This is a genomic window from Paenibacillus sp. F024, assembly GCF_057814255.1.
The window spans coordinates 1-26,279 of sequence record NZ_JBVASZ010000033.1 but is presented as its reverse complement, the minus strand read 5'-3'; the positions used below and the strand labels follow the sequence as shown (position 1 = coordinate 26,279).

The following is a 26,279-nucleotide window of genomic DNA, read 5'->3' as shown; positions in this document are numbered from 1 at the left end:
TGGCTACGGCCTATGCGGGCCGGAGGCCGGTTCCACAGCAGAGGGCAGTTCTTCGACAATCCGGTCTACGGCCTGAAGCACCTTATCGGCCGGACTGCCCGTGCTTAAGGCATCGTGCAAACCGATCTGCAGAACGGATGAAATGTCAGCATAGTGGGCGGCTTTAGGCCGAAAATGTGCATTTTCCAGAACGGCCGGTATATCCCGGTAGAAGGGGTTAAAGACAAGCACTTCAGGGTCCTCAAAGGTGCGTTTCAAAACCGGAATTCTGGAGTGCTCAAGGGCGATCTGTTTTTGCGCTTCTTCGCTGATTATAAATTTGAGAAAGGCAACCGCCGCCGCCTTACGGGATTCGGAGATCCGGGCATTTATTCCCAGGCTTGAACCCCCGATGCTCGAGCCTCCTTTCGTCCCATGCGGACCGACAGGCAGAGGCGCGATCCCGATCCGGCCCCTGACTTTCGAGCCCTCCCGGTTGGACAGTCCCCATACGATCGGACCGCTTCGAAGAAATGCGGATCTCCCATTAAGAAACCAATCCCTGGAATCTCCTTCTTTAAAATCCAATACCTCTTTAGGAGAAATGCCTTCTTGAATCAGCCGCTGCATATATTGCAATGCCTCCACCGATTCCCGGCTGTACAGCTGAGGACGGCTGCCGGGCTGTCCAAGCCTGCCTCCATTATTCCAAACCGTTTCCAGAAAATTCACGGTCAAGCCCTCATAGGCATTGGCCTGGAATACGTAGCCTTGTTCTACAAGTCCGGTCCGCTTCAGATGCTCCGCTTGTGCGATGAAGTCGGTCCAGGTCGCGGGAGGACGCTGGCCTAACGATTCCAGCAGGTCCTTGCGGTAAAACAGCAGACCTGTATCCGCATACCAGGGCAGCGCGTACATCCTGCCGCGGGAATAGACGCCCTCCAATGGTTTAGGGAGCATGCCCTGCAGCTCATCGGCTGAAAAATATTCGTCCAACGAGGCCAACCACCCGGCGGAAGCAAACTCTTCAACCCATATGACATCCAGCGCAAACAAATCGGTTTGTGTGGAACCGCTAACCAATTGATTGACGTATTCATTGTGCATCACATCGGAAATGGGCGGAAGAATGACCGTTTTGACAAGGATATCCGGATGCTGCCGCATGAACGCCTCCGCCATTTTTTGCGCCGTCCCTGTCCCTGTTTCCAAAGAAGAGAACGTGATCGTCACCGGTTCATTCGGTACAGGCTCAGGCCCGGACCTCTCGGTCGATTGACAGGCTGTTCCAAACACAAGCGTCAATAACATCAGCAGGAGCATACGCCGATGTCGTCCGGCGTTCCGACGCCATCCGGTCATAAGGCCTGCTCCTCCCTGATCGGAAAGGCGGCATGCTCTGATTTATAGACATATTGCTCCCGCCATTCCTTGGGCGTCATCCCGCTGCATTCTTTAAAGCAGCGGGTAAAATATTTATAATCGGAAAATCCGATCTCGCTTGCAATCTCGTATAATTTTTTATGTGTATGCTTCAGCTGCTCCTTGGTCCACTCCATTTTCTGCTCCATGACGTATTCCAAGAATGTTTTTCCAACCGCCTGCTTGAACAAGGCGCTGAAATGGCTTCGGCTCAGATGCACATGATCGGAAACGTCACTCATTTTCAGTTCTTCCCGAAGATGCTTCTGAATATAAGCCAGCGCCTTGTGAATTTCGGGACGCAGAGCATGCATGCCGGAGGTGCCTTCCGCCTCCTGCGCCCACACGGCCAGCTCGCTTGCAACCAACTGCTTCACCTGCGACACCTTGCCCATCGGCTGCGGATCGTAAACGGCGGTTACTGGCAAGGCTGGCTGATGCTTGTGCCTTGCGAACCGGATCATCCCGATCATGGAAGAGGCCATTTCCTTTACAGCGGCAGAGGAAACTCCCGGCTTCCAACGTCCCATCAGCTGCTCGAATAAAGCTCTTGCCTCCGGCACCGCCTGCCTGACCAGCGCCTCAATCCAAAGCTGCTTCTCCTTTCCTGTAAATAAGGCATTCGCCGCTTCCTGTAAAGCCGAAGGAGCTTCCGTCATGTAAAACGTCTTCATTCCTTCATCGTAAAAAAAAGCTTCCATTCCCCACCTGGCCTGTTCAAAAGCCGGTTTTGCCTGATGGATGGATTTGAAAGGAGAGGCCGCCCCTATAAACAGCTCCTCTCTCCTGCAGCCGAACAGTTGAAGAAGGCGGCCCGACCAAAGCTGTACCTTTTGCTGAGCCTCCATAGCGGAAAGCGCCGAATGATACCACAGCATAACGACCAGATAGGGCTCCGCATCCAGCGTACAGAACAGCTCCTTGTCTTCCGCGAATTGTTCCTCAAGCCGAAGGCAGCTCATATAGAGAGGCTCGGAATGTTCGGAATTCAATGAGCGTGCGGCCAGCAGCAGATAGCTCCCATGTTCTGCCGAATGCGCTACCTTCATTGAAGCCGACGGTTCATTCCCCCCTGAATGGTCCCCGCGGGCCAAAACCGCCCTCAGCTCAGCCTGCTTCTCCAGCCGCTTGCTTTGCTCAATCTGCCTGATCATCTCATCTACACTTTTGCGTTCCAAGAGCTTGGCTTGTACCTTACTTAATGCCCGGTCCACCTCTTGCTCATCCATCGTCGTTTTCACCAAATAATCAACGGCGCCGAGCGTGATCGCCTCCTTGGCATATTCAAAATCGTCATGACAGCTCAAAATGACCGGTATCGTTTCGGGGTATCGCTCCCTGAGCTTCTTAAGCAGCGCCAGCCCGTCCAATTGCGGCATCCGGATATCCGTGATAACGACATCGGGCCGCAGCAGCTCCATAGCCTCAAGCGCTTTCATGCCGTTAGGAAAATCCCCCGCCACCTGCATGCCGTATTGAGCCCACGGAATCGTCGAGGCCAAGCCGCGCCGCACCAATACTTCATCATCGACAATGATCACTTTCCACATCCGTTATTCCCCCCGAATCGGCAGACTAAGAATCACCTTCGTTCCCTGACCTGCCTCGCTCATGATGCTGATGCCATACGGACTTCCGTATAAACGCTTGATTTTCTCCGCTACGTTAGCAATGCCGATTCCGCTGAACTTCCCTGCAAAATCACTTTCGCTGTGCAGCAGCCGCTCCACCTCTTCCGGTGTCATGCCAATCCCATCGTCCGTAACCGAGAGCAAAAGCATGGTTCCTGTCAATTTCGCTTCAATCCAGATATGCCCTGTTCCGTCCTCCAGCCCGTGAAAAATACTGTTTTCGACCAACGGCTGCAGAATCAGCCGGGGTACAATACACCCTCCGGCTTCCGGATCCGTCTGATAATCTACGGAAAGCCCCTGACCAAAACGGTACTGTTGAATCAGAATGTAGTTGCGCAAATCGTCGATCTCCTCGTTCAGCGTCACAAAAGCTCCTTTTTTACCGAGACTGGATTGAAGCAGCTTGATCAGAGCGGCAAGCAGCTCTTTAATTTGCGGAACGCCATGCATCACGGCAAGCCATTGAACCGAATTCAGCGTATTATATAAAAAATGGGGATTGATCTGGTACTGCAATGCCTTCAACTCGGCGTCCTTCTTGGCTCCTTCTTCTTCCTTCACCCGGTTTAAAAGCGAGTCGATCGTATCCAGCATTTCATTATAAGAAGCGCTCAATTCCCCGATTTCGTCATTGCCAGGCACTTCCACCCGGGTTTGAAACGACCCGGTTTTCGTTTTTCGGATCGCATTGCGCAACAGACGCAGCGGCTTAAGCACGTGCTTTGAAAAAGCCAGCGCCAGCAGCAGACCCAAAAGTCCAGCAGCCAAGGTGATCGTAAGAGTGAAGCTCCTCGCATCCCGGGATGATGTGAAAAGCTGCTCATAAGGAATGCTCGCTGCGATCGTCCACCCGGTCACCGGGGAGACCCGGCGAATGTCCAACTCATCTGAGGCAGGACTCAATACACCCTCTTGACCGAGAACGGCTCTTCCTGCCCGATCAATCAAGCCTACCTTTTGTCCCGCATACCCGGTTCCCGTTTCAAATTCCCCAAGCAGCACATCAGACGACATGTGAACAAAAACCCATTGGCGGCCCGTTCCCTGAGATGGGAAAGGATAGAACAGGTTGATGCTTTTAGGGCCCTGCAGCCGTATCTTGTAATAACTGGCCATATGCGGCGCTACAAAAACGCCGGACGCGCTTTGAAGCACCTCCGGCCACCAGGGCTGATTCGCCAAGAGATCCGGCGACAGGTCGGTATCCGTGCCTGACCGGACCGCGAGCTTCTGATTCTGGTCTGAAGACAAAAGATAGATTCCGCGAATATAGGGACGGCTTCCCTTTTGCGCATTCAAAAAGTATCGGATGTCCAATTCCTCTTTGTATCGCCTTTGCAATTGGTCCACGCTGCTGTCTGCACCTGTATCCTGAGGCTTCTGCAGCCACTGGACGATAGAGCGGTCCAGCACAATGACCTTGGCTATAGAGATCAAATCGAGCATATATGTGTCCACATTGCTGCTGATTTGCTGCAATGAGGCTTGGGCGGAAGCTGTTGTTTGCCGCTCGATGCTGCTTTCGAATTTAGAGTACGCGAAAATATTAACGATCGTCAGCGGGACAACCGCCAGCACCAAAAAAGAAAGGACCAATCGCGCGCGGATCTTCAAGTTAAATCTCCACCGCATTGATCTCACCACGTTTCTATTAGGTTCATCATGTCTAATGCTCAAAGAAAGCTTCAGATACCCACAGATTATCCCTTGACTGCGCCGGACGTCAACCCCGAAATAATTCTTCTCTGGAAAATTAACACCAAAATTACCAACGGGAAAGTGGATATAAAGGAAGCCGCAGAGATTTGTCCCCAAGGCACATCGTAATCCGACGGCAGGCCTACGATGGCTACCGGCATCGTTTTGAGCGCATCCTTGGAAATGAAGGTAACGGCGTATAAAAACTCATTCCAGGCAAAAATGAATACCAGGATCGCCGTGGTAAACATCCCCGGAGCCACAAGCGGAAGCAAAATTTTATAGAACGTTTGAAAAGGTGTGGCGCCGTCCACATCGGCCGATTCGTCCAGCTCCTTGGGCAGCTTGCGGAAAAAGGTGGTCAGGTTCCATAACGAAAACGGCAGTGTAAAGGCGATATAAGGGAAAATCAAAGCCATGTACGTGTTCATCAAATCCAGCTTCTGAATCATAAAATATAATGGCGAAATGATGACCATCGCCGGAAACATGGAAATGCCGAGCACGAAATAAAGAATCATCTTGGAGCCCGGAAATTTGAGACGGGCCAGCGCATAGGCGGCAATGGAAGATACCATTAACGCAATCAGCATGCTCAGGGAAGCTACGAAAAAGCTGTTGACCAAGTATTTAAGGAAAGCTTTTTTCTGGAACACGTCGATATAGTTGTGCCAATACGTTAAGTCCGGCAGCCAGCGTATATCGTTAATATTATAAAGCACACGTTCGTCCTGGAAGGAGGCGTTGGTGATCCAGTAAAACGGAAAAACCGTGAACAGCACCGCACCGATGACAATCAATACTAAAGCGACGTTTTCCCATGCAGCGGTTTTGGTTTTCATGCGCGTTCCTCCTTTTCCGATAAAGTCCAAATGTAAATAGCGCTGATCGCGGCAATGACAATCAGAATGGATACGGCCAGCGTTGAGCCGTAGCCGAAATCCAAATCTTTAAACAGCGTTTTATAGGCGTACAAGCTTGTTACTTCCGTCGCGTTGCCCGGTCCGCCCATGGTCATGACATAGACCAGATCGAAGACGCGGAAGCTGTCCAGTGTACGGAACAGAACGGCTACCAGAATCGTCGATTTGATCATCGGCAGCGTGATAGAGAAAAATTGGCGCAGACGCGTTGCGCCGTCTACCGCTGCCGATTCATACATATCTTTGGGAATCATCTGCAGGCCGGCCAGGATCAGCAGTGCCATAAACGGAGTCGTTTTCCACACATCGGACACGATGACCGCAGCCAGAGCACTCGCGGGCTCGGACAGCCAGGCGTGATATTGATCGATGAGCCCCAGTTTACCGAGCAAAATATTGACAAAGCCCCATTGGTCGTTATACAGCCACAGCCACATGGTAGCGGATACGACGGTCGGAATGGCCCAAGGCACCAAGGCAGCGGCTCTGACAATACCGATCATCCGCAGCGGCAAATTCATAATGAGCGCTAATATTAATCCGAGCACCAGCTCGAAGAATACGCTGACGACGGTGAAAATGATCGTATTCCACAGCGAGTTCCAGAATCTCGCGTCGTGAATCAACTTTTGGTAATTTTCCAAGCCGATAAATTGCTGATCCTGAGGAGCCAGAAGCGAATATTCATAAAAGCTGAGCTTGACCGTCTGAAACAGCGGGTAGATCGCTACCAACAGGATAAGCAGGATTGCCGGCGCTACAAATATGTAACCCCATCCCGCCTTTCTCTTCTCCAAATAGGTCATTTGAGTTTTCATCGCCTGTGCAGCTCCTTTCTTGCATAATGGTCCCCTCTGCCGCTTGGCAGAGGGGCTTTTGGTCATGCATACCTATTTTATTTCGCAACGTCCTCAAGCTTTTTCTGAAGATCGGTCAACGCCTGCTCAACCGGCTTTTGACCGTTGAAAGCAAGCGAAACTTCCTGCTGAATCGCCTCGGTTACTTTACCGTAACGCGGGGATTTCGGACGGGAAACACCGTTTTTCAGCACTTCATAGAAGCTTTTAAATGAAGCATTTTGGGTAAGCACTTCCTGATCCTCATACAGTGATACATCCGACGGCAGGCGTCCGCCTTCGATGGCCTTCACTTTTTGCTGCTTCGCTTCGGTCATCCATTTGATAAATTCAAAGGCCTCTTTCGGATGCTTGGACGTTTGGGATACAGCCAGGTTCCAACCGCCAAGTGTGGAGGCATGCTTACCGTTCTCGCCCTTAGGCAGCGGCACTACGCCCACCTTGCCTTTGACCGCGCTTCCTTCTTTTTCGGCAAGTGGCCATACGGAATTCCAATGTCTCATGAATACCGCGTTGCCGTTCAGGAACGTTTCTTGGCTTTCTTTTTCCATATAGGTATTTACGCCGTTTGGCATAACTTCCTTCAGCTTCACCATGGTCTGAAGCGCTTTTACGTTCTCGGGCGAATTGACAACCGGCTTACCGGAATTGTCCAAAATTTTGCCGTTGTACGATTCCATAATTTCCAGCACGTTGGTAACCAAGCCTTCATACTGCTTGTATTGGCCGACAAAGCCGTTCATGTTGTATTTTTGGCCCAGCTGCTTGGAAAGGGTCAGAAGCTCATTCCATGTTTCCGGCGGCTTGACGCCTTCTTTCTCCAAAATGTCTTTGCGATAGTAAAGCATTCCCGCCGTGGAATTCCATGGTACCGCATACATTTTGCCATCCACCGTAACCGCGTCAACCGGCGCTTTCAAGAATCCGGTTTTCACCTTTTCCTTCATGGCCGAATCCATCATGTCCTCCACCGGGCTGATCCAGCCGGCCTTGGCAAATTCACTGATCCATACAATATCAAGGCCGAGTACGTCCAAAGAATCATCCTTGGCCGCCAACCACGTCGTCAGACGGTCCCTCAGTTCTCCGGATGGCAGCGGTTTATACGTCACTTTAATATCGGGATGAGACTGGTTAAACGTATCGACCAGCTTCTTATCTACACCTACACCATCATCAAAAATCGTAAACGTGAGTTCTACCGGCTTGTTCGCTGCCCCGTCCTTACCCGCACCCGCTTCTTTCTTTTCTCCCGACGGAGCGCAGCCGGTTACAGCCAAGCTCAATAGCAGTAAACTCGCAGCCCATTTTTTCATTTCCATGTTCCTCCCTTTTTCATGCTTTGTTATGTAAGTGGTTACATCCGTCATTATAGGCTATCAATTGAAAGCGGTAACACGGGTCAATCATCTGTTTTGGGTGGTCAATCGTCTGATGTAAGCCTTTACAGTAACCCGTTCATTTCCTTTAAGGGTCGATCGTCTGATTCATGGTGGACATTCGTCCTGATCTTTGCAGAAGCACTAGCCGGCCCGATGCGGGAATGATACGCTTTCATCACAATCCATCACATGATCCACTTTTTTTTGGAAAGGAGCCATATACTTTCATGATTCGCCATATGATTGGAGCCTCAGCGGTTATCCGGAAGCTTCCCGAAAACGGTCAAGACAAGCCGCTGGACGTAGGAGGCGCGGGAATCACCGCCAGCATCGGCGGTGACGGCAAGCTGCGTTCTTTCAATGACAAGCACAGTGTTCACGGCTACGTCACCCTGACCGGCATTGAACCGTTCCCGAATTCCAAATGGTATCACTCCGAATATGTCCGAAGCTACCGTACCCGCCTGGTGGAGCCTGGCGTTACCGGCTTCGGCTGTATACCGGAGCATGACGAGAATTCGGAACTTTTGCTCATCGATCACCGCTACCCGGCATGGGAATCAAGCGGCGGCGCTTGGGAAGCGGCGTCCATTTATCTCGTTGACGAATCGAGGCCCGATCTGCCCAGACTCGTACAATGGATCCGCTGCAGGAATACAAGCCGCGAGCCTGTCGATATGCGCTGGGTTTTCGAGGGGCGCTTTAGCCTGCATCGCTGCAGCTATGGACAGCTCACCGAAGGCGGACCTATACCGCTGCCGGAGACGAAGATCGGAGTATCGGCTGATCAACGGGGATTATTTATCCAAAGTCCATCGTATGCCGCTGAGGCTGCCGTCCTCTTGTTCGGCTGGGATCAAGCCCTGGAGGAAGAGACCCGAAGCATCACTGCAGATGCGGATAAGCCGGTCGATTATTCCAAGCCTTTGACTGTGCACATTATGCCTGGTGAAACTAAGGATTTGTTTATCACCTATCAAATCAGGGATTTGACCGCTTCTGAAGACTTCGGTCCGGTTCATTACGCCTCGCCTGACGCTGAAGCGTTGAAGACCCTCATCGGCTCCAACGACCTGAAGCTGCTGCCTTCTGCCGAAGCTATGCCGGGCATTCATTTTTGGGCTAAAAATGTGGATTATATTCTTTCGTGCTGCGCCGTTCCCATCAAGCCCGATTATTGCTGCATTATAACCGATCATCAACTGCTGCCCTTATCGTGGAACCGCGACTCATTCTACATGATGATGCTGCTTGTCCAGGCCTATGAACAGGCGGAGCATGTATTCCGGGAGCCGGAAGCCATTCGAAAGCGGATTCTTCAGGTTTTGCGGGGGCATTTGTTATGGATGTTCGAGAAGGCGGATTGTCCGGAGCAGTATTGGGGCCGGGCCTATCTCACCAACGGATATTGCAAGGATTTGATTTACCAGCTTGATCAGCAGTGTTACCCGCTCTGGGAGCTGGCCGTATATTATCAGCTGTCGGAAGACAGGTCGGTACTCGAGCGCTGCAAGGACCGGTTCGTGCAGGCGGTTCAAGGGCTGTTCCATGCGAAGGATCCCGACCACTGGCTGTTCCGCACCGCCGAAACGCCGGCGGACGATAAAGTGGAACTGCCGTATCATCTGTCCAGTCACATTCTGCTGTGGAAAACCTTACAGGCGGTAGAGCCGCTCAATCAAATGACCGGCTGGATTCAAGACGATATGGGTTCTTGGGCTAAAAGCGTCAAATCAGCGGTAGACGAACACTTCAGCGGCAGCTGGAAGGACAGCCCGGTCTGGGCTTATTTAACCGATGGGCGCGGAAAGCACTCCTACTATCACGACGCCAATGATCTGCCCACGGTACTGGCTCCGGAATGGGGTTTTGTCGAGCCCGGGACTCCAGCGTGGGAACGGTGGAACATGACGATGGCCTTCGCTTTTACGGAAGACAACAAAGGAGGATTTTATCCTGGGCCTTTCGGGGGCCTCGGCTCCGTTCATACGCCCCATCCGTGGCCGCTTGGCGACGCTCAGGAGCTGGCTTGGCACCGGTTAAACGGCAGACCGGAGGCTTGGGCGCGGGTGTGGAACAAGCTTCAGGCCATCGCCCAGCGCGACGGCCTGTTTCCGGAAGCGGTTGACGAGCAAACCGGCCGCGTCCGGTCCCGTTACTGGTTTTCTTGGCCCGGCGCAACCATCGCGTTGGAGTGGCTGAAGCAAGCCGTTCAGCATTGAACATGAGGCTCTTACCACAAATAGGAGCGCCCTGCAAGCAGACTGCTCACAGGGCGCTCCTTCTAATCCACTAATCCTTGCTTATAGGCGTAAATAGCTGCCTGCGTCCGGTCCTCCACACCGAGCTTGGCGAGAATATTCGTGACATGAAACTTCACGGTCTTCACGCCGATGAACAGCTCGTCGGCCACATCCTGATTGGACTTCCCCGAAGCGATCAGACGCAGCACTTCCATCTCGCGCTCGGTCAGCTCCTGATGGGGAAGCGATACTTGTTTCGGCTGACGGAAACGATTCATCAGCTTGGAGGCGACCTGCGGCTCAAGCATCGACTGCCCCTTCACCGCAGAGCGGATGGCCTGGGCGATTTCACCGGCGCGTGATGTTTTCAAAAGATAGCTGAATGCTCCTGCCTCGATGACCGGATATATTTTCTCGTCATCGATGAAGCTGGTCAGCACGATGACCTTGCAGTCCGGGTGCTGCTGCAGCAGCCGGCGCGTCGTCTCGATTCCGTCCATGCCGTCCATGACCAAATCCATCAGCACGACATCGGGCTTGTATTCGAGCGCCAGACGAATGCCCTCCTGACCGCTGCTCGCTTCACCCACCACCTCGATCCCGTCCTCCGTGCCGAGCACGGCGGCCAATCCAATGCGGACCATCTCGTGATCGTCCACCAGCAGCACCTTAATCGTCGCTTCTTCCATCCTGAAGTCCTCCTTCCGCCATAATCGGAATCCGAATATCAATACGCGTTCCTTTACCGGGAGCGGTGATCAAATTCATCGAGCCGCCGATTTCAACGACACGCTCCTTCATGGTGACAATCCCATAGGAAGCCTGCTTCTTCATATCCATATTAAAGCCGACGCCGTCATCCCATATCAGCAGCCGAACCGCATCCGCCGACGGCTTCGTGAGGCGAACCTCCAGCTTGGAGGCCTTGGAATGCCGCAGCGCATTGGACATCGCCTCCTGCACAATGCGGAACAAGTGATCCTCAATGCCCCGCGGCAGCTTGATGTCCTCGGTCAGTTCCCAGTTGATCTGCATCGGCACCTTGGCAGATAATTCCTGCAGCAGCTCGACCAGCCCTTCGGACAGCCGTTTGCCTTCCAGATGGACGGGACGCAGATGCAAAAGCAGCGCCCTCATCTCGGACTGCGCTACGGATGCCATCTCCTCGATCAGATGGATCTGCCTCTGCGCCTTGTCGAAGTCTTTGTCCAGCGTCCGCAGGGCTGCCGTCGCCGTCATCGAGATGGCGAACAGCTGCTGGCTGACGGCATCGTGCAGCTCCCGGGCCAGACGCTGCCGCTCTTCAACAATAGCCGAATACTTGGCCCTTTGCGCAAGCTGGGCGTTGTTGTTGGACAGCCGCTGAAGCGAGGTGACCTGCTCCTCCCACTTTTGCGTGATCGCATTGAGCTGCTCCCCCAAACGCCCGATCTCATCCTCTCCCAGCGGAGGCACCGAACGGCTGAGGTTTCCCTTTTCCAGGGAGAGCATCGCTTCGCGCAGAAGCTCCAGCCTCCGCTTCGTTCGGCTGCTGTGCCAAAGCCCGTAAGAGCCGCCGATGACGACAACGATTCCGATCAGGGTCAGGCTCACCCATACGCCTTCCTGCCAGGTCTCGAACGCTTTTATGTATCCGTTGGTTTGCAGGAAATAAACCACCACGGCAAACAAAACAAGGCTGAGCCCGATCGACTCCGCCATGCTTCGCCATATCATGTTGGTCAGACGTTTGTCATGTCCATCCATTTCCACCAGCGCCTCCAACGGTTTTAAACGATTTTGATATCAATGTCGGCCACGATATACGAAATTTCCAGGTTCACCTGACGATCGGCCGTCCAGTAGTTTGGAGACCGCCATACGATTTTATTAAGCACCCCGGCTTCTTTATCGTAGCCGATGCTCGTCTGTCCGAACCATACCGAAGCCGATACGGACAGTCCCATATCCTCCGGTACGATCAAATCGATATCGGCAATCACGCCCTGCAGGATGACCGTCGTTTCTTTCTGCTCGGGAATGGCATAGGTGAAATCCATCTGCAGCTCCCCAAGCACGTTCCAGATCGACATGCTGCGCAAAATCCATGGCTCCCTGCCCCAACGGATGCTCTCGATCAGGCTCTGCTTTCGAACGTGTCTATCATCCTGATGCATTTTACGCATTTTATTATAAAAAAAGCCCAGAGAAATCAGAATAATCGCCGCAACCATAAGTAAATTGCCGCCTACCAGCAGCAGCAGCCCGATGATCATCAGCACATATCCCTTTCTCTCGTTTCCCGAACGAACCTTGTGCACACCGATCAGAAGCAAAAAGAGGGCGGCCACGGTAAAGAAACTGAGATGATTATCCGCCAGCAAAAACAATCCTGCGCCGATGAGCATCAGCGCAATGTTGCGATTGCGTTTGCGATGCATCCGTGCCGCCCCCTTTCGCATAGTCTCCGGTGATTTAAGCAAAAGCCACAGCGGCTTGAAACGGCCGACCATGGCTTTTGCCTTTCATAGCATATCACAATTGCTCGCTTTGCTCCAAGAGCATTTTTCCTTGCGTTTACTGCCCTTGTTCAGAGGTGATTTTATCCTTCAGCAGCTGCAGCTGATCCTCCACCTTTTGCTGCTTAACCGGATCTGTAGACGTTGCGCTTCCGTAAAGGGACCCTGTATAGGCAGAGCCTGCATAGGGCTTGCGTGCGATTTCCGCCTCCACTTCCATCGTCATGATTTTCTCTTCCATGCGGCGGAAGCCCTTCACGGCGCTGCCCCCGTCGATCACGTTGTTATGAGTGACTTCAGCCATTTGCTTTTTCGCTTTCGCAAGCTGTGCCCGGGTGACCAGCTCGCTGCGCTTGTTGCGCATTTGGTAATACGCATCCTTCATTTCATGCAGCTGCTGCAGCAGCTCCGCCGCTTGGGCTTTGGCTTGTTCATGCATTTCCGCATATTCCGTCATTTTTCCGTCATAGTACAATTTTTGCTCCAGAGCTTGACGCGCCGCCGCTTCTTGACCGTTCTTCAGCGCTTCCTTGGCTTGCTGCTCGGATTGCGCGCTGAGGCGGACCGCTTCATCCCCACGCTCTTTAAGCTTGCGCTCGCTGGAGATTTGACGGGCTACCGTCACCTCCGCCTGCGCGATTTCCTCTTCCATATCCCGAAGGTATTGGTTCAGCATAATGATCGGGTCTTCCACCTTATCCAACAATTCATGCATCGATGCCTTCGTCATATCCTTAATTCTTTTAAATACTCCCATGCTACACATCTCCCTTAGCTTGATTTTGTTGTCGTTCATATTGCGCTACTTTGGCGCGAAGCTCTTCGATTTCTTTTCTCATCGCTTTCTTTTCAATGTCTTTCATCATATCGTCCAGATGGCTCCCGGCCGCATCTTCATAACCAGAAGCTCTACGTGCGTGCTCCGCTTCATAAGCAGGGTTGTCATTATGCGGGGCCCAGCCGTACTTTTGCGCCTTGCGGTAATGCTTCTCCGCACGCTTCCAATCCTTCCAGCTGCCGTATTGGTAGCCCCACTTGTGTCCGTAGCCGTCTTCCCGAGCGTACCCCGGGCCGCCGCCGTAGGGTCCGCCTGTATAAGGCTCGTTGGGAATAACCAATACCGCCAAGAAATAAAGTGGAATCACCACACCCGCCGAGAAGAACGCCGCGATCACGACCAGGAGGCGCAGCAGCGTGGCGTCGATGCCGAACAGCTCGGCAAGACCTCCGCACAAGCCGGCAATTTTGCGGTCGGTACGCGAACGGTAAATGTTAGTCATAACTAGTTCCAGCCCTCCTGTTTCAGTTTATTGCGCAGCTTCGCAAGCTCCTGCTCAACCGCTTTCGATGCGGCTCCGCCTACATTCGACCAAGCCTCGCGCATCCCGCTTCTTACTTCCCGCAGGGTGTGCGCCGATAGCTCCATATCGGAAACCCGTTCCTCCAGCCGTTCGAACATCCGCGACCTCGGTCTGCCGTCCCCATGACGCAGCCGCTCATTCATGCGCTGCTGCAGCTTGACGGATTCAAGTCTTGCCATGTAATAGCTTCGTTTGGAGGCGACTTCGTCAAATTCCGACTTGAGCTGCCGAAGCTGCTCCTCCAGCTCGAGGATGCCCAGCTTGCTTTGATCGTACAGCGCTTTGTATTGGGCGGCTTTCTCCTCCTGCTGCATTTTTTCCTGCAGCGCCATGCGTGCGATTTCGTCCTCGCCGGCTTTTAAGGCCAGCAGTGCTTGCTGCTCCCTGCGTTCCTTCAGCTGCTCGGCCGAGGAATACTGCTGGCGAAGCGATGCCGCGTGTGTCAGAATCTGCTGCAGAAGCCGTTCGGATTCCCGAATTTGCTCCGATTGGCTTGCCAAATATTTATCAATCAAGCGAACGGGGTCTTCCGCGTTCTCCAGCATTTCGTTGAAATGCGCTACCGTTATGTCCCGGAATCGTTTGCCTAAGCTCATGCCCTGCTCAACCACCTTTTCTTCTCAGTTTTATTTCCTGTTGCCGCTAATAAGCTTTCCTGCCTCGGAGCATGGATATGCCGTAACCAATTAATCCGACAGCAATCAAAATTCCGATCAAGCCGGACAGCTTGCCAAGAAGGATCATGCCTCCAATGACGATCAAAATCCAGCCGATGACGCTCCTCCCGTTTTTCAGACCGAGAAATCCGAGGCCTACCATCGCGACGGGGAACAGAATTCCCATGATGTGATGCCCGAAGTGAAAGCCCATTTTGTTCAGCAGAATCAAAGAACCGAAGGTGATCAACAGCAGCGCCAAGCCCATCCGTTTGTTCATTTTCATTCGCTTCACTCACCGCCTTTCGTTTCGTTCTCGTTGGCTTATGTCTTTATTTTAGGGGAACGGAAGGCACTTCAAAACGGACCTGCGGCGGTTTTTGAAGCTGGACCTAAGTCCAGTAGCCAACCCTTCTGCAGACAAGCTTGCACCAAGCCTGCCGGACCGCATGAAAGCGCAATCCGGGGGCATACTAGTCTCAACCAATTTAAGAATAGGAGGGTACACCCGAATGAAGTCTGCCAAACTTACAGCAACCATTTGGTCGGTCCTTGCACTGCTGCTTTTACTGCCGGTTTTGGGAGCCGCCGTCGCCCCGAATTCAAACTCCGCTGCGCAGCAGGAACCCGCCCCTTATCCGGTACTCATCTATGACGTTAAGCAGGATAAAGTGGCTCAAGCGATCCCCAATAGTGCCGAGATCCGCCAAGAAGCCGCAGACTGGTTTCAGCGTGTCGGAGGCTTATCGGGACGATTCAGCGTCGGGGCAAACAGCGGTATTGTCATCCGCGTGCCGTTTCATCCCCCGCTTCCCGTGACCAAAGCTGAATTGTCCTTTCAATGCAAAGAGCTGTTCGTCATCCTTCCCAGCCATGAAGAAAAAGAAAGTCCCCAGCTGCTGGCCTTCAGCGCTGAGGACAAGACGTTCGTATTTGAATGTTCTTATAAAGAATTCGAGCCTTTTCTCAAAAAATATAACATTGCTTTTTGAAGCCTTTACAGCTGTGTTTGGGATGATAAAGGAGTTCCAAACGGGCTTGGATCCGACCGACCGCATGCCACGTCATTGACCTGACTTTCTCGAAAACCGCGACGCCTAGAAAAAATCAGGCAAATACGTTTGACGCACGGGTATAAGCCGCTCCAGCCTTTCGACCATCTCCGGCTTGCACTTCAGCCTGCCGATTTCCCTCAAAAAGCCCGGGCGCTGATAACCCATGAGCATCGTTGTCAAGGTTTGAACATCACACTGCACCAGCGGCCAGTCTGCCGCCACACTCGAAGCACCGGCTACCCGGGCCGTGCCGGACTCGTCCACCTTCAAAACGAACGTCCGATTGTTCCACTCCGCATCTCCGTCGGACACTTCCAGAAGCAGCGTGCTCTCCGTACCCGAAGCGAAAGGGTATTTCTCCAAGAAGCCTCCCGCATCTACGATCCGGGCCATAAAGTAAGGCACAAGCTCCTGCTTCACCCTTGGGTTATCCAGCAGGAAGGGCAGCCGGTCCTCCGCCGGTGCGCTGACGAGCAGCTTATCGATCATCGAATCGTGGTCCGCCAAGAAACGCCATAAGGCCAAACGGGCCTGATGGTGCAAACTGACAAGCTCATGAACTGTCAACACCCTATCCTTCACCTGATAGAAAACGTAGCCTGCCGGCTGGTCGTCACTATCATAATACGCTGCGACCGTTCCCTGCTTAGAAGCAAATATGCGCTCCCGCCACCACGCTTCATCTCTGACCAATGCGCCGTTAAACCGGGAGGCGTATTTCTCATAGATCGCTCCCAGAAGCGGAATGTCCTGCCCTGCGCGTACGATGCGTCCAGGTTGAGCGCCTACTCTCGGCAGCAGTCCCGTAGGGATCTCATACCTTTTATACTCCGTATAGGTTTCCCAACCATATTTACGGTAAAAAGCGAACTGAAAGGGATGCAAAAACGATACGGTCTGCCCATTATCCCGCATGATGCGCAGCGCATGAGCCAGCAGCCGCGCAACCAGACCGCCGCGCCGGTACTCCGGCCATGTCGCCACTCCGGCGATGCCCCCCATAGCAAACGTTATGCCCTGAATACGAGTCTCCAAATTAAGAATCGTCATTTTGGCAGCCAGCTGTCCATCCACATAGGCGCCCCACAATTCATCGGAACGAAGGCCGGCTATACGCTGCGACCGTTCTTCCGGAGTAAATATGTTTTGAAACGCAAATTCGGACAGCTCCAGGCTCTCGGCAAAATCCTCGCTTGGAATGTTGCGAATCTCTAGATTTCCGTTCATGCCCTATCCCTTTCCTTTACGCATATGTTGGCAAGAGAAAAAAACGATGTATATTACTCCCTTGTGATGGGGCGATGTTTAGTCTTGTGCCATTGTAACCCAATTTCACGATAATTTCCACGATTCCCGTCTGTACTCCTTTGAATGACAGGTGTTTTTGTCCCTAAATTCGGGCTTTCGTCCAATCCATAGGCCGCTACTCTTCATATCTTATACCATGTCTTCTGAAAGGGGGATGCCACATGAGCTTTGTTGGCGGGTACTTTACGTCTACCGGTATAATTCTGGTACTCTTCATCCTGCTTGTTATCGTTTCCCGTGCATGGTTTATCTAATGCCAAAAGCCCCGGACATGGCGTCATGACTCCAGCCGGGGTTTTCCATTCCTTCTTATTTTTCAGCCAACCGCATGATACGGACCTTTTCCCCCTGTGCCGCCCCCCTGCCGCCTGAGGGAATGCAGATCAGGCAGTCGGCATCTTTAATCGATACCATAATACTCGACTTGTCGAATCCGGCCGGCTGAACCTTTAAAATACCGCCTTCGACTCGCGAAGTGCCGCGCACGTAACGGGGATATGCGGAGCCTTTGCTGTAATCCACATCCAAAATAGCCTCGACTTCCGGCAGAAGCGGATACTTCGCACCAAGAGACGCTTTCATATACGGACGAACGAGCAGCTCAAAGCCTACATAAGAAGCCCCGGGATTACCCGATAACGCAAAAAGCGGCTTACCATGCCACATCCCGCACGAGGTCGGACTTCCGGGTCGCATGGAAATCTTATTAAAGAGCAGGGCTCCGTCCCAACGCTTGAATAAATCGACCAGGACATCCTTATCGCCCACCGAAACGCCACCTGTTGTCAGCACGATGTCTGCCCAGTCAAGCGCTGCGAGCAGCTGCTTTTCCACAATGTCCGCCTCGTCAGGCAAAATCGGCATCAGGCGGGGAAGTCCGCCTGCTTCCCGGACTTGACTGGCCAGCATATATCCGTTGCTTCCTCGAATTTTACCGGGAGCCAGCGGGGACTCCACCGGCAGCAGCTCCGAGCCGGTAGAGAAAATCGCCACCTTAGGCTGTTGAAAGACCGGCACACGGTGGTATCCAAAGGTTGCAAGAATCGCCGCCTCCCCCGGTCCGACGATACAGCCCCGTTCCAGCAGCGGTGCCCCGGGTGATACCTCCTGGCCAACCGGCGTGATGTTCTCGCCTGCGGTCATCGCTTTACGAATCCCTACGGTCCCGTCCATGGCATCCTCTGCTCTGTCGGTCATCTCCAGCATAATCACTGCGTCCGCACCTTCCGGCACGACAGCTCCGGTCATGATGCGCGCCGCTTGCCCCGGACCGATCTCTTGGCTCGGTACCGAACCGCAGGGGATCATTTCCGTAACCTCCATCCTTATAGGAGCATCAGCCGCAGCAGCCTTCGTATCCGCTGATCTCACCGCATACCCGTCTACTCCAGACCTGCGAAAATGAGGTACCGGTTCGTGTGCGGTGATATCCATTGCCAGCCTTCTCCCAAATGCTTCCTCCAGCAGGACCTCTTCTATATTCAGCAGCCGTGCTTGATGAAGTACTTGCCGCTGCGCTTCCTCTAAAGTCATGGCCTTACGGCCAAATCTTAAACTGCTCACGTTTCACCCTCCAATGTGCGACATAGATCTGACTGTCGATGTATGGCTCTGCTGTTCGCTCTGGAGCTCCTGGATTCATCTCATCGCTATATAAAAAGCATGTCATACCATTCCCTGTTGGTTCGGGGAATTTACTTATCCGGTTTGGATTCATTATGACATAAAAAATAACCGCTTCCAAGGTTCAAAAGCTTGTTATACGCTTCCGGGTTGTTGATGTTTTCCGTGAAATTCGTCGGAATCCCGAGTTCTTCAAAAAAAGAGGCCTCCGCTTCACGAACCTGAAGCTCACGAAGCAAACGCATCATCCGGAAGTCTTCTTCGGCAAGCATCCGCTCCACAGTCTGAAGGCAGCGCCGGTGGTATAAACCGTGCAGCGGATGCAAGCGTCCATGCAGCCGTGCAATCACCGCATCGCTGTCCGTATCTTCGCGCAGCCCGCTCATCGCTTCCGCGGCTCTGGCACTCACCGCTGGCATATCGCAGCCGACGATCCATAATTCATCGTTACCTGCGGCAGCCATAGCCGCCTGCAATCCAGCAAGCGGCCCCTTCCCCGGCTGCAGATCGGGAATGACCCGAACGACGCCGGCGAATGCCCTTAGTTCCCTCTCATACTGCCCAGGCTCTTGTGTCACCAGAATCAGCTCATTGCAGATCCTGGCAAGCTCCATCAGCTGTCTGGCCAAAAACGTCCTGCCCTCATACTTCAGCAGCGCCTTGCGGTAACCGCCCATGCGCCGGTTCAACCCTCCGGCCAAGATAACGCCCGATCTCTTCATTTCGCTTTGGCTTCTGTCTTGCATTGATGCAAGCACCTGCCTTTACGCTCGTTCTCGTTCTTATTTCATACCTTACTATAGGACAAAGAAGCCGGATTGTCTACGGCTGCCGGGCGATCATCATTCCAGCATGATTTTTGCAGTCTCCCGGCCTTCATCTCGGCACCGCATCAAAAAAAGCCTGGACCATTTGATCCAAGCTCTCTATTCACATATTCATTTATTATTGTAAATAACCCATAATAATGCCGGCTGTTTCTTCAATCGCTTTATCCGTTACATTAATGACCAAGCAGCCCACCTGCTTCATTAAGTCTTGAGCGTATCGGAGCTCCTCGTCGATCCGTTCCATGGTCGCATACTTGGCTCCGAATGGGAGCCCTACCGCCTTCAGCCGTTCCGTGCGAATCTTATAAAGCTTCTCCGCATCCATTGTCAGACCGACGATCCGCTTACCCGGCACCAGGAACAATTCCTTCGGGGCCTTTACCTCCGGAACCAGAGGAAGATTGGAAACCTTAATCCCCTTGTGAGCCAAAAAAATGCTAAGCGGCGTCTTGGAGGTACGCGATACGCCGATGAGAACAAGATTGGCCTTCAACAGCGCACTCGTATCGCGCCCGTCATCGCATTTGACGGCAAATTCGATGGCTTCCACCCTTCGGAAATAATCTTCATCCATCAAGTGCAGCAGACCCGGTTTACGCTTGGGGGCATCATTAAAGGTATCGACGAACGCCTCCATCATCGGTCCCATAATATCTACAGCTCTTATCCCCAGCCTGAGCGCTTCTTCCTTCATCGTTTCTCTTAGTTCAGGCTGTACCAGCGTGTATGCGACAAATCCCCCCCTCTTGGCCGCTTCCTCCAAGATTGAACGGATCTCATCCTCACTTTTGATATGACCGATTCGCTTGGTTCTCACCTGATGTGCGTCAAATTGTCGAATCGTCGCCCTCACGACCGCTTCGGCCGTTTCCCCGACGGAATCCGAGCATATGGTTATTTCATAGGACTGATCTTCACTCATCCGGTTCCTTCTCCTTTTATCCGCGAAATCCTTAATGGCCGACAGCCAAATCCAGCAAAATTTTCGTCATTATGGTTTTGGTTACCCTGCCGACCACATCCCACCGGGGGATGCCTCCTGATTGTTCAAGCTTCGACGGGACGACGACCGGCAAGCTGTCCACCTGGTGATGAATCATTTTCTTGGCCGCATCGATCACCGATTCATCCGGCGTTACATGGATGATGTTGGGCTCGCGCGTCATCACCATACTTACGGGCATTGTCGCCGCATTCGTATTGCCGAATGTAAATTTGAGCAGGTCTTTGCGTGAGATCATACCTGACAAGCAGCCCTGATCATCCACAACGATCAAGCTCCCTACATTTTCCATGAAAAGGGAAACCACAGCGTCACCAACGGACGCATTTTCTTTTACGATCACTGGGATCGCCTGTACTTCTTTTACTTTCGTGTTCAGCAGCTTTCTGGAGGCCTGGGAACCCGAAGACACGGCCGAGCCCGGGGTATATCCTACCTTCGGCTTGGCGTCAACGAGACCCAGCATTACGAGCAGCGCAAGGTCCGATCGTAACGTCGGGCGGCTAAGCCCGAGCATTTCCGCTATTTGTTCGCCTGTAATCGGGGCGTTTGCTTTTACCAGTTCTACGATCTGTAATTGGCGCGCAGTCAGTTCGATGACCGGTCCCTCCTCATGTCAAAGCAGCCTCTGCCGGCTGCCTCTTGATTACTCTCCAATTGTACCAAAAATGCTTTCAAACTCATAGAACCGTATTCCCGTTTATTTTTCTTGGAATTTTCTTGGAATATGGTGTACTTTTAAACAATATGTGTTTATTTATTGCGCATTATTTAATAATTAATTATACTATATACGATTGTAAAAGAACACCATTATTGTTTAGGAGGCGCGAATGGGATGGAAAGAGAATTGGCGCTCGAGATAGTTCGAGTCACAGAGCTCGCCGCATTATCGGCTGCAAAATGGATGGGCCGGGGCGACAAAAACCAGGCAGATGGGGCTGCAACCACAGCGATGCGCGCCATGTTCGATTCTGTATCCATTCGGGGAACCGTTGTGATCGGCGAAGGCGAAATGGACGAAGCGCCCATGCTTTACATCGGGGAGCAAGTCGGTAACGGACAAGGGCCCGAGGTTGACGTGGCCGTCGATCCGCTTGAGGGTACCGAGCTTGTAGCCAAAGGGCTTAACAATGCCTTGGCGGTCATCGCGATCGCAGGCAAAGGAAATTTATTGCATGCCCCGGATATGTATATGGAAAAATTAGCGGTAGGACCTGCGCTTGCCGGACATTTGAATTTAAACGATCCGTTGGAAACGACACTGAAGCGCGCTGCCGAAGTACTCGATAAACCGCTCAGCAATTTGACGATTATGATTCTCGACAGAGAGCGTCATCGCGAAAAAATCGAAACCTTGCGCCGTGTAGGCGTGCGGATCAAGTTCTTGAGCGACGGCGATGTAGCCGGAGCCATGGCGCCAGCCCTTTCGGAATCCGGAATCGACATGTACGTTGGCTCTGGCGGAGCTCCGGAAGGTGTATTGGCAGCCGCGGCATTGCGATGCTTAGGCGGGGAGCTGTTAGGCCGATTGCTGCCGGCCAACGATGAAGAATATCAACGCTGTATTGCTATGGGAATTACCGATCCGCACAAAATATTGACGATGGACGATATGGTCGGAACCGATGACGTTATCTTTGCGGCTACCGGCATTACGCCGGGCGAGTTTTTGAGCGGTATCCGGTATATGCCTAACATGCGGGCGGAGACTCATTCGATCGTCATGCGTGCCAAAACCCGTACGATACGTTTTATCCAATCAAGCCATTATTTGCCTAATAAACAATTGCTGCAAGAATCTTAATTCGGGTTCATTGATTTCTTCTATTCCTGTGGTACTATGTACTATGTATATAGAACAAAATGGAAATGGAAGAAGGAATGCCCTATGAGTATTCTGTTTTATACCGCCGTCGGTTTAATTGCCGCCACGTTTGGAAGCTTGGTCGGCCTCGGGGGCGGTATTATTATTGTCCCTGCCCTGGTTTATTTGGGGCCATATTTCATTGGAGAATCGATTCCGATTGCAACCGCCGTAGGCACTTCATTAGCTGTTCTTATTTTTACAGCACTTTCTTCTACAATAACGTTCTTCAGACAAAAGCGGGTCGACTTTAAAAGCGGGTGGCTCCTTTTTATTACCTGCGGCCCCGGAGCCATGCTCGGTTCGTACACGACTCAATTCGCCAATGCCAAGTCGTTTCAGCTGGGCTTCGGCTTATTCATGCTGTTTATGGCCGTACTGCTTATCCTTCGGGATTATATGAAACCATTTGATATCAAGTGGGGAATTGAACGGGCATATACGGACGGAAAAGGCCAAACCTTTCAGTACGGCTACAGCATTCCCCCGGTATTAATCATCGGATTAGCTGTCGGATTCATTTCGGGGTTATTTGGTGTCGGAGGGGGAGCCTTGCTTGTTCCGGTCTTGGTTATTTTATTTCGTTATCCTCCCCATGTTGCTACGGCTACATCCATGTTCGTTATTTTACTTTCCGCGTTAATGGGAAGCATGACTCATTTTGCGCTGGGTGAAGTGAACCTGTGGATGGTCCTTGGATTAGCACCAACCGCCATCATCGGAGGCTGGCTGGGTGCAGTCATTGCAAGCAGGCTTAGCAGTAAAAAGCTGCTTTGGGTGCTCCGCATCACTTTCTTTCTTGTAGCGATGAAGATGATATGGGAAGGCGCTTTTCTAGGTTGAAGAAAAATTCATGGTATAAGATTTAGCCGCGCAGCATTCATCATAAAGGCATAATTTCCTTCCTCTTATCCAAAACTAAAGGAGCTATAAGCTAGTGTAGTGATAAGGGGGAACTTTATGATTCGACAACCGCTCGCGGCTTTTTTCTATGCTTTGATGGCTTGCATCGTCTTATCTTCCTGTAGCCCGCTTGCGAATCATGATCCGGAAATACCCGATGCCGATTCTTATCCATCACAACAAGCAAAACAGATCTCCATAGTGAGACAGCAGCCTCCTGACCAAGCACCTTTGATTCCGGAGTCTGACCCAGACAACCAACGCTCAGTTCAGAAGCTCCCTTCCCCATCCGCTTTGCAGCAGCCTGCTGCAGTAGAGAAAGCGGCCCCTCCGCCGCCGGAAACAATGCTCAAAGAAAAGCTTAAATCAGCTCCAAAGCAGCTGGCGAGCCGCAAAAAAACATTGCCTGAAAAACCCGTAAGGGAGACGGCTACCCGGAATAAAGGGTTGACCTTATCCCAATTAGTTAAAAAGTACCCTGATTTATTGCTGCTCAAAGGTCCTCAAGGTTCGCGGCAGGTGGCACTTACTTTCGATGACGCACCGGATATGCACTATACTCCTCAAGTGCTTAATGTACTTAAACAATACCATGTCCGGGCAACCTTCTTTCTTTTAGGCTCGCAAGCGGAACATTATCCTGAGATTGTCAAACGTATTGCTCGAGAAGGGCACGTTATCGGTAACCATTCTTATAATCATAAGCTGTTCACTAAGCTATCTGACGAAAGCTTTCAAACTCAGGTGCTGCTTACACAAAAATCGTTAAAGCCTCTGATCGGGTATGCACCGAGACTGGTTCGGCCTCCCTATGGAGAAATCAGTGAGAATCAGCTTCTGTGGGCATCCAAGCAAGGGTATCGTATCGTGAACTGGAATGTCGATTCGGAGGATTGGAAGCAGCTCAATCCGCAGCAAGTCGCTAATAATATTTTAAACCATGTGAAAACGGGGTCCATCGTACTTCAACACTCCGGGGGCGGTCCTGGACAAAACCTTAGCGGAACCGTTCAAGCTCTGCCCACTATCATCCAAACCTTACAGTCCCGCGGTTACAAGCTGGTCACTTTGCCCGAGCTGCTTCAAGTGTCCAAGCAATTAAAGTAAGCTGAATGAAACAATCAAAAAAGCCTAGAGAGCAATTCGCTCTCTAGGCTTTTTTGATTGTGATGCCGGTAGAGGGACTTGAACCCCCACGGTTTCCCTCACGATTTTGAGTCGCGCGCGTCTGCCAATTCCGCCATACCGGCACGTCCTGTGAATTGAGTTATCTAACTCAGTTCACTGTAGTACTACGTGCCCTGAGAGATTCGAACTCCCGACCTTTTGATTCGTAGTCAAACGCTCTATCCAGCTGAGCTAAGGGCACATATTCGGTTATTGGAGTGGTGCCGAAGACCAGACTTGAACTGGTACGGTAGTCACCTACCGCAGGATTTTAAGTCCTGTGCGTCTGCCGATTCCGCCACTCCGGCAAAAGAATGGAGGCGCCACCCAGATTCGAACTGGGGGTAAAGCTTTTGCAGAGCTCTGCCTTACCACTTGGCTATGGCGCCATATGATGGAGCGGAAGACGGGATTCGAACCCGCGACCCTCGCCTTGGCAAGGCGATGCTCTACCCCTGAGCCACTTCCGCAAGATAAATGTTGGACCTAGAATGATAAGTATCCTCCAGGGGTCCATTACTGGGGATCTAGGATTCGAACCTAGGCATGACGGAGTCAAAGTCCGTTGCCTTACCGCTTGGCTAATCCCCAATACCAGAAAAATAATGGGGCGGTCGAAGGGAATTGAACCCTCGAATGTCGGATCCACAAACCGATGCGTTAACCACTTCGCCACGACCGCCACTATATAAAGATATTGGCAGGGGCAGCAGGAATCGAACCCACACCAAAGGTTTTGGAGACCTTTGTTCTACCTTTAAACTATGCCCCTATAATAAACTGGTGGAGGCTGATGGATTCGAACCACCGAACTCGTCAGAGAACAGATTTACAGTCTGCTGCGTTTGGCCACTTCGCTAAGCCTCCATATGAAGTTGTTACTGGTGCCGTCGAGAGGACTTGAACCCCCAACCTACTGATTACAAGTCAGTTGCTCTACCAATTGAGCTACAACGGCATAATCATGGTGGCTCGGGACGGAATCGAACCGCCGACACGAGGATTTTCAGTCCTCTGCTCTACCGACTGAGCTACCGAGCCATAATTATAATACATTTAAATCTACTTGTAAATCACTTTATATCTTTTAATGGCGGAGCCGACGGGATACTCTTCGTTACACTCGAGACTGCGATGCAGTGCTAACGAAGCTTATGCTCCGACGAACCCCAATGGGTTCTCATCCCTTACAGGATGTAAAATCATGGCGGAGCCGACGGGATTCGAACCCGCGGTCTCCTGCGTGACAGGCAGGCATGTTAGGCCTCTACACCACGGCTCCACACAAAATTTGGTTGCGGGGGCAGGATTTGAACCTGCGGCCTTCGGGTTATGAGCCCGACGAGCTACCGGGCTGCTCCACCCCGCGTCAGTAAAATATTCTATGGTGGAGGCTGACGGGATCGAACCGCCGACCCTCTGCTTGTAAGGCAGATGCTCTCCCAGCTGAGCTAAGCCTCCATAGGAATGTAAAGATAATGGTGACCCGTAGGGGATTCGAACCCCTGTTACCTCCGTGAAAGGGAGGTGTCTTAACCCCTTGACCAACGGGCCATGCTTCAAAAAACTACGGAGAGAGAGGGATTCGAACCCTCGAGACGCTTGTGACGCCTACACGATTTCCAATCGTGCTCCTTCGGCCAACTCGGACACCTCTCCATGATGGCTCCCCGAACAGGACTCGAACCTGTGACAACTCGATTAACAGTCGAGTGCTCTACCAACTGAGCTATCAGGGAATACTGCTTGGCGACGTTCTACTCTCCCAGGACCCTGCGGTCCAAGTACCATCGACGCTGGAAGGCTTAACGGTCGTGTTCGGTATGGGTACGCGTGGTTCCCTTCCGCCATCATCACCAAACTAAGAGTT

General features: G+C 52.2%; 24 protein-coding genes, 17 tRNA genes and 1 rRNA gene. 6 read left to right on the top strand and 36 right to left on the bottom strand.

What is annotated here, in order from left to right:
* Positions 1-3 precede the first annotated feature (3 nt).
* From ACZYR9_RS22885 to ACZYR9_RS22860, 6 genes are all read right to left on the bottom strand, one after another.
* Positions 4-1,341, bottom strand: a complete 1,338-nt coding sequence (locus ACZYR9_RS22885) for an ABC transporter substrate-binding protein (protein ID WP_488980732.1) — start codon at positions 1,339-1,341, stop codon at positions 4-6.
* The gene (locus ACZYR9_RS22880) at positions 1,338-2,951 is read right to left on the bottom strand and encodes a response regulator transcription factor (RefSeq protein ID WP_488980731.1); all 1,614 of its coding nucleotides are present in this window, start codon (positions 2,949-2,951) and stop codon (positions 1,338-1,340) included. The genes ACZYR9_RS22885 and ACZYR9_RS22880 overlap by 4 nt, the downstream gene beginning before the upstream one ends.
* A gap of 3 nt (positions 2,952-2,954) precedes the next feature.
* Positions 2,955-4,649: a sensor histidine kinase gene (locus tag ACZYR9_RS22875; RefSeq protein ID WP_488980730.1), complete on the bottom strand. Its 1,695-nt coding sequence runs from the start codon at positions 4,647-4,649 to the stop codon at positions 2,955-2,957.
* A gap of 86 nt (positions 4,650-4,735) precedes the next feature.
* Positions 4,736-5,575, bottom strand: coding sequence for a carbohydrate ABC transporter permease (locus tag ACZYR9_RS22870; protein ID WP_488980729.1), 840 nt, complete (start codon positions 5,573-5,575; stop codon positions 4,736-4,738).
* Complete coding sequence (locus ACZYR9_RS22865) at positions 5,572-6,474, bottom strand: carbohydrate ABC transporter permease (RefSeq protein WP_488980728.1); 903 nt, start codon at positions 6,472-6,474, stop codon at positions 5,572-5,574. Before ACZYR9_RS22865 ends, ACZYR9_RS22870 begins: the two co-directional genes overlap by 4 nt.
* Before the next feature lie 77 nt (positions 6,475-6,551).
* A complete protein-coding gene (locus ACZYR9_RS22860) occupies positions 6,552-7,829 on the bottom strand; it encodes an ABC transporter substrate-binding protein (RefSeq protein WP_488980727.1) in 1,278 nt (425 codons plus the stop codon).
* Between the two features lie 293 nt (positions 7,830-8,122).
* On the opposite strand from ACZYR9_RS22860, the gene ACZYR9_RS22855 reads away from it, so the two are divergent.
* Complete coding sequence (locus ACZYR9_RS22855; protein ID WP_488980726.1) at positions 8,123-10,117, top strand: glycoside hydrolase family 125 protein; 1,995 nt, start codon at positions 8,123-8,125, stop codon at positions 10,115-10,117.
* 62 nt (positions 10,118-10,179) lie between these two features.
* On the opposite strand, the gene ACZYR9_RS22850 is transcribed toward ACZYR9_RS22855, so the two are convergent.
* The 7 genes from ACZYR9_RS22850 to ACZYR9_RS22820 form a co-directional block, all read right to left on the bottom strand.
* Positions 10,180-10,827, bottom strand: coding sequence for a response regulator (locus ACZYR9_RS22850; RefSeq protein WP_488980747.1), 648 nt, complete (start codon positions 10,825-10,827; stop codon positions 10,180-10,182).
* Positions 10,808-11,884 (bottom strand): sensor histidine kinase, encoded by a 1,077-nt coding sequence (locus tag ACZYR9_RS22845; protein WP_488980725.1) that lies wholly within the window; start codon positions 11,882-11,884, stop codon positions 10,808-10,810. The genes ACZYR9_RS22850 and ACZYR9_RS22845 overlap by 20 nt, the downstream gene beginning before the upstream one ends.
* A gap of 23 nt (positions 11,885-11,907) precedes the next feature.
* Complete coding sequence (liaF, locus tag ACZYR9_RS22840; protein WP_488980724.1) at positions 11,908-12,558, bottom strand: cell wall-active antibiotics response protein LiaF; 651 nt, start codon at positions 12,556-12,558, stop codon at positions 11,908-11,910.
* 136 nt (positions 12,559-12,694) lie between these two features.
* The gene (locus tag ACZYR9_RS22835) at positions 12,695-13,393 is read right to left on the bottom strand and encodes a PspA/IM30 family protein (RefSeq protein ID WP_488980723.1); all 699 of its coding nucleotides are present in this window, start codon (positions 13,391-13,393) and stop codon (positions 12,695-12,697) included.
* 1 nt (position 13,394) lies between these two features.
* Positions 13,395-13,916, bottom strand: coding sequence for a PspC domain-containing protein (locus ACZYR9_RS22830; protein ID WP_488980722.1), 522 nt, complete (start codon positions 13,914-13,916; stop codon positions 13,395-13,397).
* Between the two features lie 2 nt (positions 13,917-13,918).
* The gene (locus ACZYR9_RS22825) at positions 13,919-14,593 is read right to left on the bottom strand and encodes a PspA/IM30 family protein (RefSeq protein ID WP_488980721.1); all 675 of its coding nucleotides are present in this window, start codon (positions 14,591-14,593) and stop codon (positions 13,919-13,921) included.
* A 46-nt stretch (positions 14,594-14,639) separates the two neighbouring features.
* Entirely contained in the window at positions 14,640-14,939 is a 300-nt protein-coding gene (locus tag ACZYR9_RS22820) for a LiaF transmembrane domain-containing protein (RefSeq protein ID WP_488980720.1), read from the bottom strand.
* 226 nt (positions 14,940-15,165) lie between these two features.
* Between ACZYR9_RS22820 and ACZYR9_RS22815 the strand changes: the two genes are divergently transcribed.
* Complete coding sequence (locus ACZYR9_RS22815) at positions 15,166-15,645, top strand: hypothetical protein (protein ID WP_488980719.1); 480 nt, start codon at positions 15,166-15,168, stop codon at positions 15,643-15,645.
* Between the two features lie 105 nt (positions 15,646-15,750).
* Here ACZYR9_RS22815 and ACZYR9_RS22810 read toward each other — a convergent pair whose 3' ends face one another.
* Entirely contained in the window at positions 15,751-16,935 is a 1,185-nt protein-coding gene (locus ACZYR9_RS22810; protein WP_488980718.1) for a GNAT family N-acetyltransferase, read from the bottom strand.
* Between the two features lie 242 nt (positions 16,936-17,177).
* On the opposite strand from ACZYR9_RS22810, the gene yjcZ reads away from it, so the two are divergent.
* Entirely contained in the window at positions 17,178-17,270 is a 93-nt protein-coding gene (yjcZ, locus tag ACZYR9_RS22805; RefSeq protein WP_488980717.1) for a sporulation protein YjcZ, read from the top strand.
* Between the two features lie 55 nt (positions 17,271-17,325).
* Here the strand turns inward: yjcZ and ACZYR9_RS22800 are convergent, their stop codons facing one another.
* The 4 genes from ACZYR9_RS22800 to ACZYR9_RS22785 form a co-directional block, all read right to left on the bottom strand.
* Complete coding sequence (locus tag ACZYR9_RS22800; RefSeq protein ID WP_488980716.1) at positions 17,326-18,579, bottom strand: molybdopterin molybdotransferase MoeA; 1,254 nt, start codon at positions 18,577-18,579, stop codon at positions 17,326-17,328.
* Between the two features lie 131 nt (positions 18,580-18,710).
* On the bottom strand, positions 18,711-19,385 hold the full coding sequence (gene mobA, locus ACZYR9_RS22795; RefSeq protein ID WP_488980715.1) for a molybdenum cofactor guanylyltransferase: 675 nt from the start codon (positions 19,383-19,385) through the stop codon (positions 18,711-18,713).
* Positions 19,386-19,584: 199 nt separating this feature from the next.
* Positions 19,585-20,391 (bottom strand): pyruvate, water dikinase regulatory protein, encoded by an 807-nt coding sequence (locus ACZYR9_RS22790; RefSeq protein WP_488980714.1) that lies wholly within the window; start codon positions 20,389-20,391, stop codon positions 19,585-19,587.
* A 31-nt stretch (positions 20,392-20,422) separates the two neighbouring features.
* A complete protein-coding gene (locus ACZYR9_RS22785) occupies positions 20,423-21,070 on the bottom strand; it encodes a helix-turn-helix transcriptional regulator (protein ID WP_488980746.1) in 648 nt (215 codons plus the stop codon).
* 240 nt (positions 21,071-21,310) lie between these two features.
* Between ACZYR9_RS22785 and glpX the strand changes: the two genes are divergently transcribed.
* The 3 genes from glpX to ACZYR9_RS22770 all read left to right on the top strand — a co-directional run bounded on the left by glpX (position 21,311) and on the right by ACZYR9_RS22770 (position 24,349).
* Positions 21,311-22,279: a class II fructose-bisphosphatase gene (glpX, locus tag ACZYR9_RS22780; protein ID WP_488980713.1), complete on the top strand. Its 969-nt coding sequence runs from the start codon at positions 21,311-21,313 to the stop codon at positions 22,277-22,279.
* Between the two features lie 84 nt (positions 22,280-22,363).
* Positions 22,364-23,182 carry a sulfite exporter TauE/SafE family protein gene (locus ACZYR9_RS22775; RefSeq protein WP_488980712.1) on the top strand — a complete coding sequence of 273 codons (819 nt, stop codon included), beginning with the start codon at positions 22,364-22,366 and terminating at the stop codon, positions 23,180-23,182.
* Between the two features lie 117 nt (positions 23,183-23,299).
* Positions 23,300-24,349, top strand: coding sequence for a polysaccharide deacetylase family protein (locus ACZYR9_RS22770; RefSeq protein WP_488980711.1), 1,050 nt, complete (start codon positions 23,300-23,302; stop codon positions 24,347-24,349).
* A 63-nt stretch (positions 24,350-24,412) separates the two neighbouring features.
* Here ACZYR9_RS22770 and ACZYR9_RS22765 read toward each other — a convergent pair.
* The 18 genes from ACZYR9_RS22765 to rrf form a co-directional block, all read right to left on the bottom strand.
* A tRNA-Leu gene (locus ACZYR9_RS22765) sits at positions 24,413-24,492 on the bottom strand.
* Positions 24,493-24,537: 45 nt separating this feature from the next.
* Positions 24,538-24,611: transfer RNA gene (locus ACZYR9_RS22760), tRNA-Arg, on the bottom strand.
* Positions 24,612-24,628: 17 nt separating this feature from the next.
* A tRNA-Leu gene (locus ACZYR9_RS22755) sits at positions 24,629-24,717 on the bottom strand.
* A gap of 7 nt (positions 24,718-24,724) precedes the next feature.
* Positions 24,725-24,798 (bottom strand) — tRNA-Cys (locus tag ACZYR9_RS22750).
* 6 nt (positions 24,799-24,804) lie between these two features.
* Positions 24,805-24,879 (bottom strand) — tRNA-Gly (locus ACZYR9_RS22745).
* Between the two features lie 49 nt (positions 24,880-24,928).
* Positions 24,929-25,000, bottom strand: a tRNA-Gln gene (locus ACZYR9_RS22740).
* 15 nt (positions 25,001-25,015) lie between these two features.
* Positions 25,016-25,091 (bottom strand) — tRNA-His (locus ACZYR9_RS22735).
* Positions 25,092-25,107: 16 nt separating this feature from the next.
* Positions 25,108-25,181: transfer RNA gene (locus ACZYR9_RS22730), tRNA-Trp, on the bottom strand.
* Positions 25,182-25,190: 9 nt separating this feature from the next.
* A tRNA-Tyr gene (locus tag ACZYR9_RS22725) sits at positions 25,191-25,276 on the bottom strand.
* 15 nt (positions 25,277-25,291) lie between these two features.
* Positions 25,292-25,367: transfer RNA gene (locus ACZYR9_RS22720), tRNA-Thr, on the bottom strand.
* 7 nt (positions 25,368-25,374) lie between these two features.
* Positions 25,375-25,450 (bottom strand) — tRNA-Phe (locus tag ACZYR9_RS22715).
* Between the two features lie 164 nt (positions 25,451-25,614).
* Positions 25,615-25,691 (bottom strand) — tRNA-Asp (locus ACZYR9_RS22710).
* Between the two features lie 10 nt (positions 25,692-25,701).
* Positions 25,702-25,778: transfer RNA gene (locus ACZYR9_RS22705), tRNA-Met, on the bottom strand.
* Between the two features lie 16 nt (positions 25,779-25,794).
* Positions 25,795-25,870: transfer RNA gene (locus ACZYR9_RS22700), tRNA-Val, on the bottom strand.
* Between the two features lie 18 nt (positions 25,871-25,888).
* Positions 25,889-25,963: transfer RNA gene (locus ACZYR9_RS22695), tRNA-Glu, on the bottom strand.
* 16 nt (positions 25,964-25,979) lie between these two features.
* A tRNA-Ser gene (locus tag ACZYR9_RS22690) sits at positions 25,980-26,068 on the bottom strand.
* Between the two features lie 4 nt (positions 26,069-26,072).
* Positions 26,073-26,148, bottom strand: a tRNA-Asn gene (locus tag ACZYR9_RS22685).
* 5 nt (positions 26,149-26,153) lie between these two features.
* Positions 26,154-26,270: ribosomal RNA gene (rrf, locus tag ACZYR9_RS22680) — 5S ribosomal RNA — on the bottom strand.
* Positions 26,271-26,279: the final 9 nt, after the last annotated feature.

What these genes read in the sequence shown, in the direction of transcription:
- ACZYR9_RS22835 (WP_488980723.1), bottom strand. Translation starts at nt 13,393, where the DNA reads ATGGGAGTATTTAAAAGAATTAAGGATATGACGAAGGCATCGATGCAT.
- ACZYR9_RS22845 (WP_488980725.1), bottom strand. Translation starts at nt 11,884, where the DNA reads ATGGATGGACATGACAAACGTCTGACCAACATGATATGGCGAAGCATG.
- ACZYR9_RS22815 (WP_488980719.1), top strand. Translation starts at nt 15,166, where the DNA reads ATGAAGTCTGCCAAACTTACAGCAACCATTTGGTCGGTCCTTGCACTG.
- ACZYR9_RS22870 (WP_488980729.1), bottom strand. Translation starts at nt 5,575, where the DNA reads ATGAAAACCAAAACCGCTGCATGGGAAAACGTCGCTTTAGTATTGATT.
- ACZYR9_RS22850 (WP_488980747.1), bottom strand. Translation starts at nt 10,827, where the DNA reads ATGGAAGAAGCGACGATTAAGGTGCTGCTGGTGGACGATCACGAGATG.
- ACZYR9_RS22830 (WP_488980722.1), bottom strand. Translation starts at nt 13,916, where the DNA reads ATGACTAACATTTACCGTTCGCGTACCGACCGCAAAATTGCCGGCTTG.
- ACZYR9_RS22820 (WP_488980720.1), bottom strand. Translation starts at nt 14,939, where the DNA reads ATGAAAATGAACAAACGGATGGGCTTGGCGCTGCTGTTGATCACCTTC.
- ACZYR9_RS22860 (WP_488980727.1), bottom strand. Translation starts at nt 7,829, where the DNA reads ATGAAAAAATGGGCTGCGAGTTTACTGCTATTGAGCTTGGCTGTAACC.
- ACZYR9_RS22810 (WP_488980718.1), bottom strand. Translation starts at nt 16,935, where the DNA reads ATGAACGGAAATCTAGAGATTCGCAACATTCCAAGCGAGGATTTTGCC.
- ACZYR9_RS22775 (WP_488980712.1), top strand. Translation starts at nt 22,364, where the DNA reads ATGAGTATTCTGTTTTATACCGCCGTCGGTTTAATTGCCGCCACGTTT.
- glpX (WP_488980713.1), top strand. Translation starts at nt 21,311, where the DNA reads ATGGAAAGAGAATTGGCGCTCGAGATAGTTCGAGTCACAGAGCTCGCC.
- yjcZ (WP_488980717.1), top strand. Translation starts at nt 17,178, where the DNA reads ATGAGCTTTGTTGGCGGGTACTTTACGTCTACCGGTATAATTCTGGTA.
- ACZYR9_RS22855 (WP_488980726.1), top strand. Translation starts at nt 8,123, where the DNA reads ATGATTCGCCATATGATTGGAGCCTCAGCGGTTATCCGGAAGCTTCCC.
- ACZYR9_RS22865 (WP_488980728.1), bottom strand. Translation starts at nt 6,474, where the DNA reads ATGAAAACTCAAATGACCTATTTGGAGAAGAGAAAGGCGGGATGGGGT.
- liaF (WP_488980724.1), bottom strand. Translation starts at nt 12,558, where the DNA reads ATGCATCGCAAACGCAATCGCAACATTGCGCTGATGCTCATCGGCGCA.
- ACZYR9_RS22880 (WP_488980731.1), bottom strand. Translation starts at nt 2,951, where the DNA reads ATGTGGAAAGTGATCATTGTCGATGATGAAGTATTGGTGCGGCGCGGC.
- ACZYR9_RS22825 (WP_488980721.1), bottom strand. Translation starts at nt 14,593, where the DNA reads ATGAGCTTAGGCAAACGATTCCGGGACATAACGGTAGCGCATTTCAAC.
- ACZYR9_RS22885 (WP_488980732.1), bottom strand. Translation starts at nt 1,341, where the DNA reads ATGACCGGATGGCGTCGGAACGCCGGACGACATCGGCGTATGCTCCTG.
- mobA (WP_488980715.1), bottom strand. Translation starts at nt 19,385, where the DNA reads ATGCAAGACAGAAGCCAAAGCGAAATGAAGAGATCGGGCGTTATCTTG.
- ACZYR9_RS22770 (WP_488980711.1), top strand. Translation starts at nt 23,300, where the DNA reads ATGATTCGACAACCGCTCGCGGCTTTTTTCTATGCTTTGATGGCTTGC.
- ACZYR9_RS22790 (WP_488980714.1), bottom strand. Translation starts at nt 20,391, where the DNA reads ATGAGTGAAGATCAGTCCTATGAAATAACCATATGCTCGGATTCCGTC.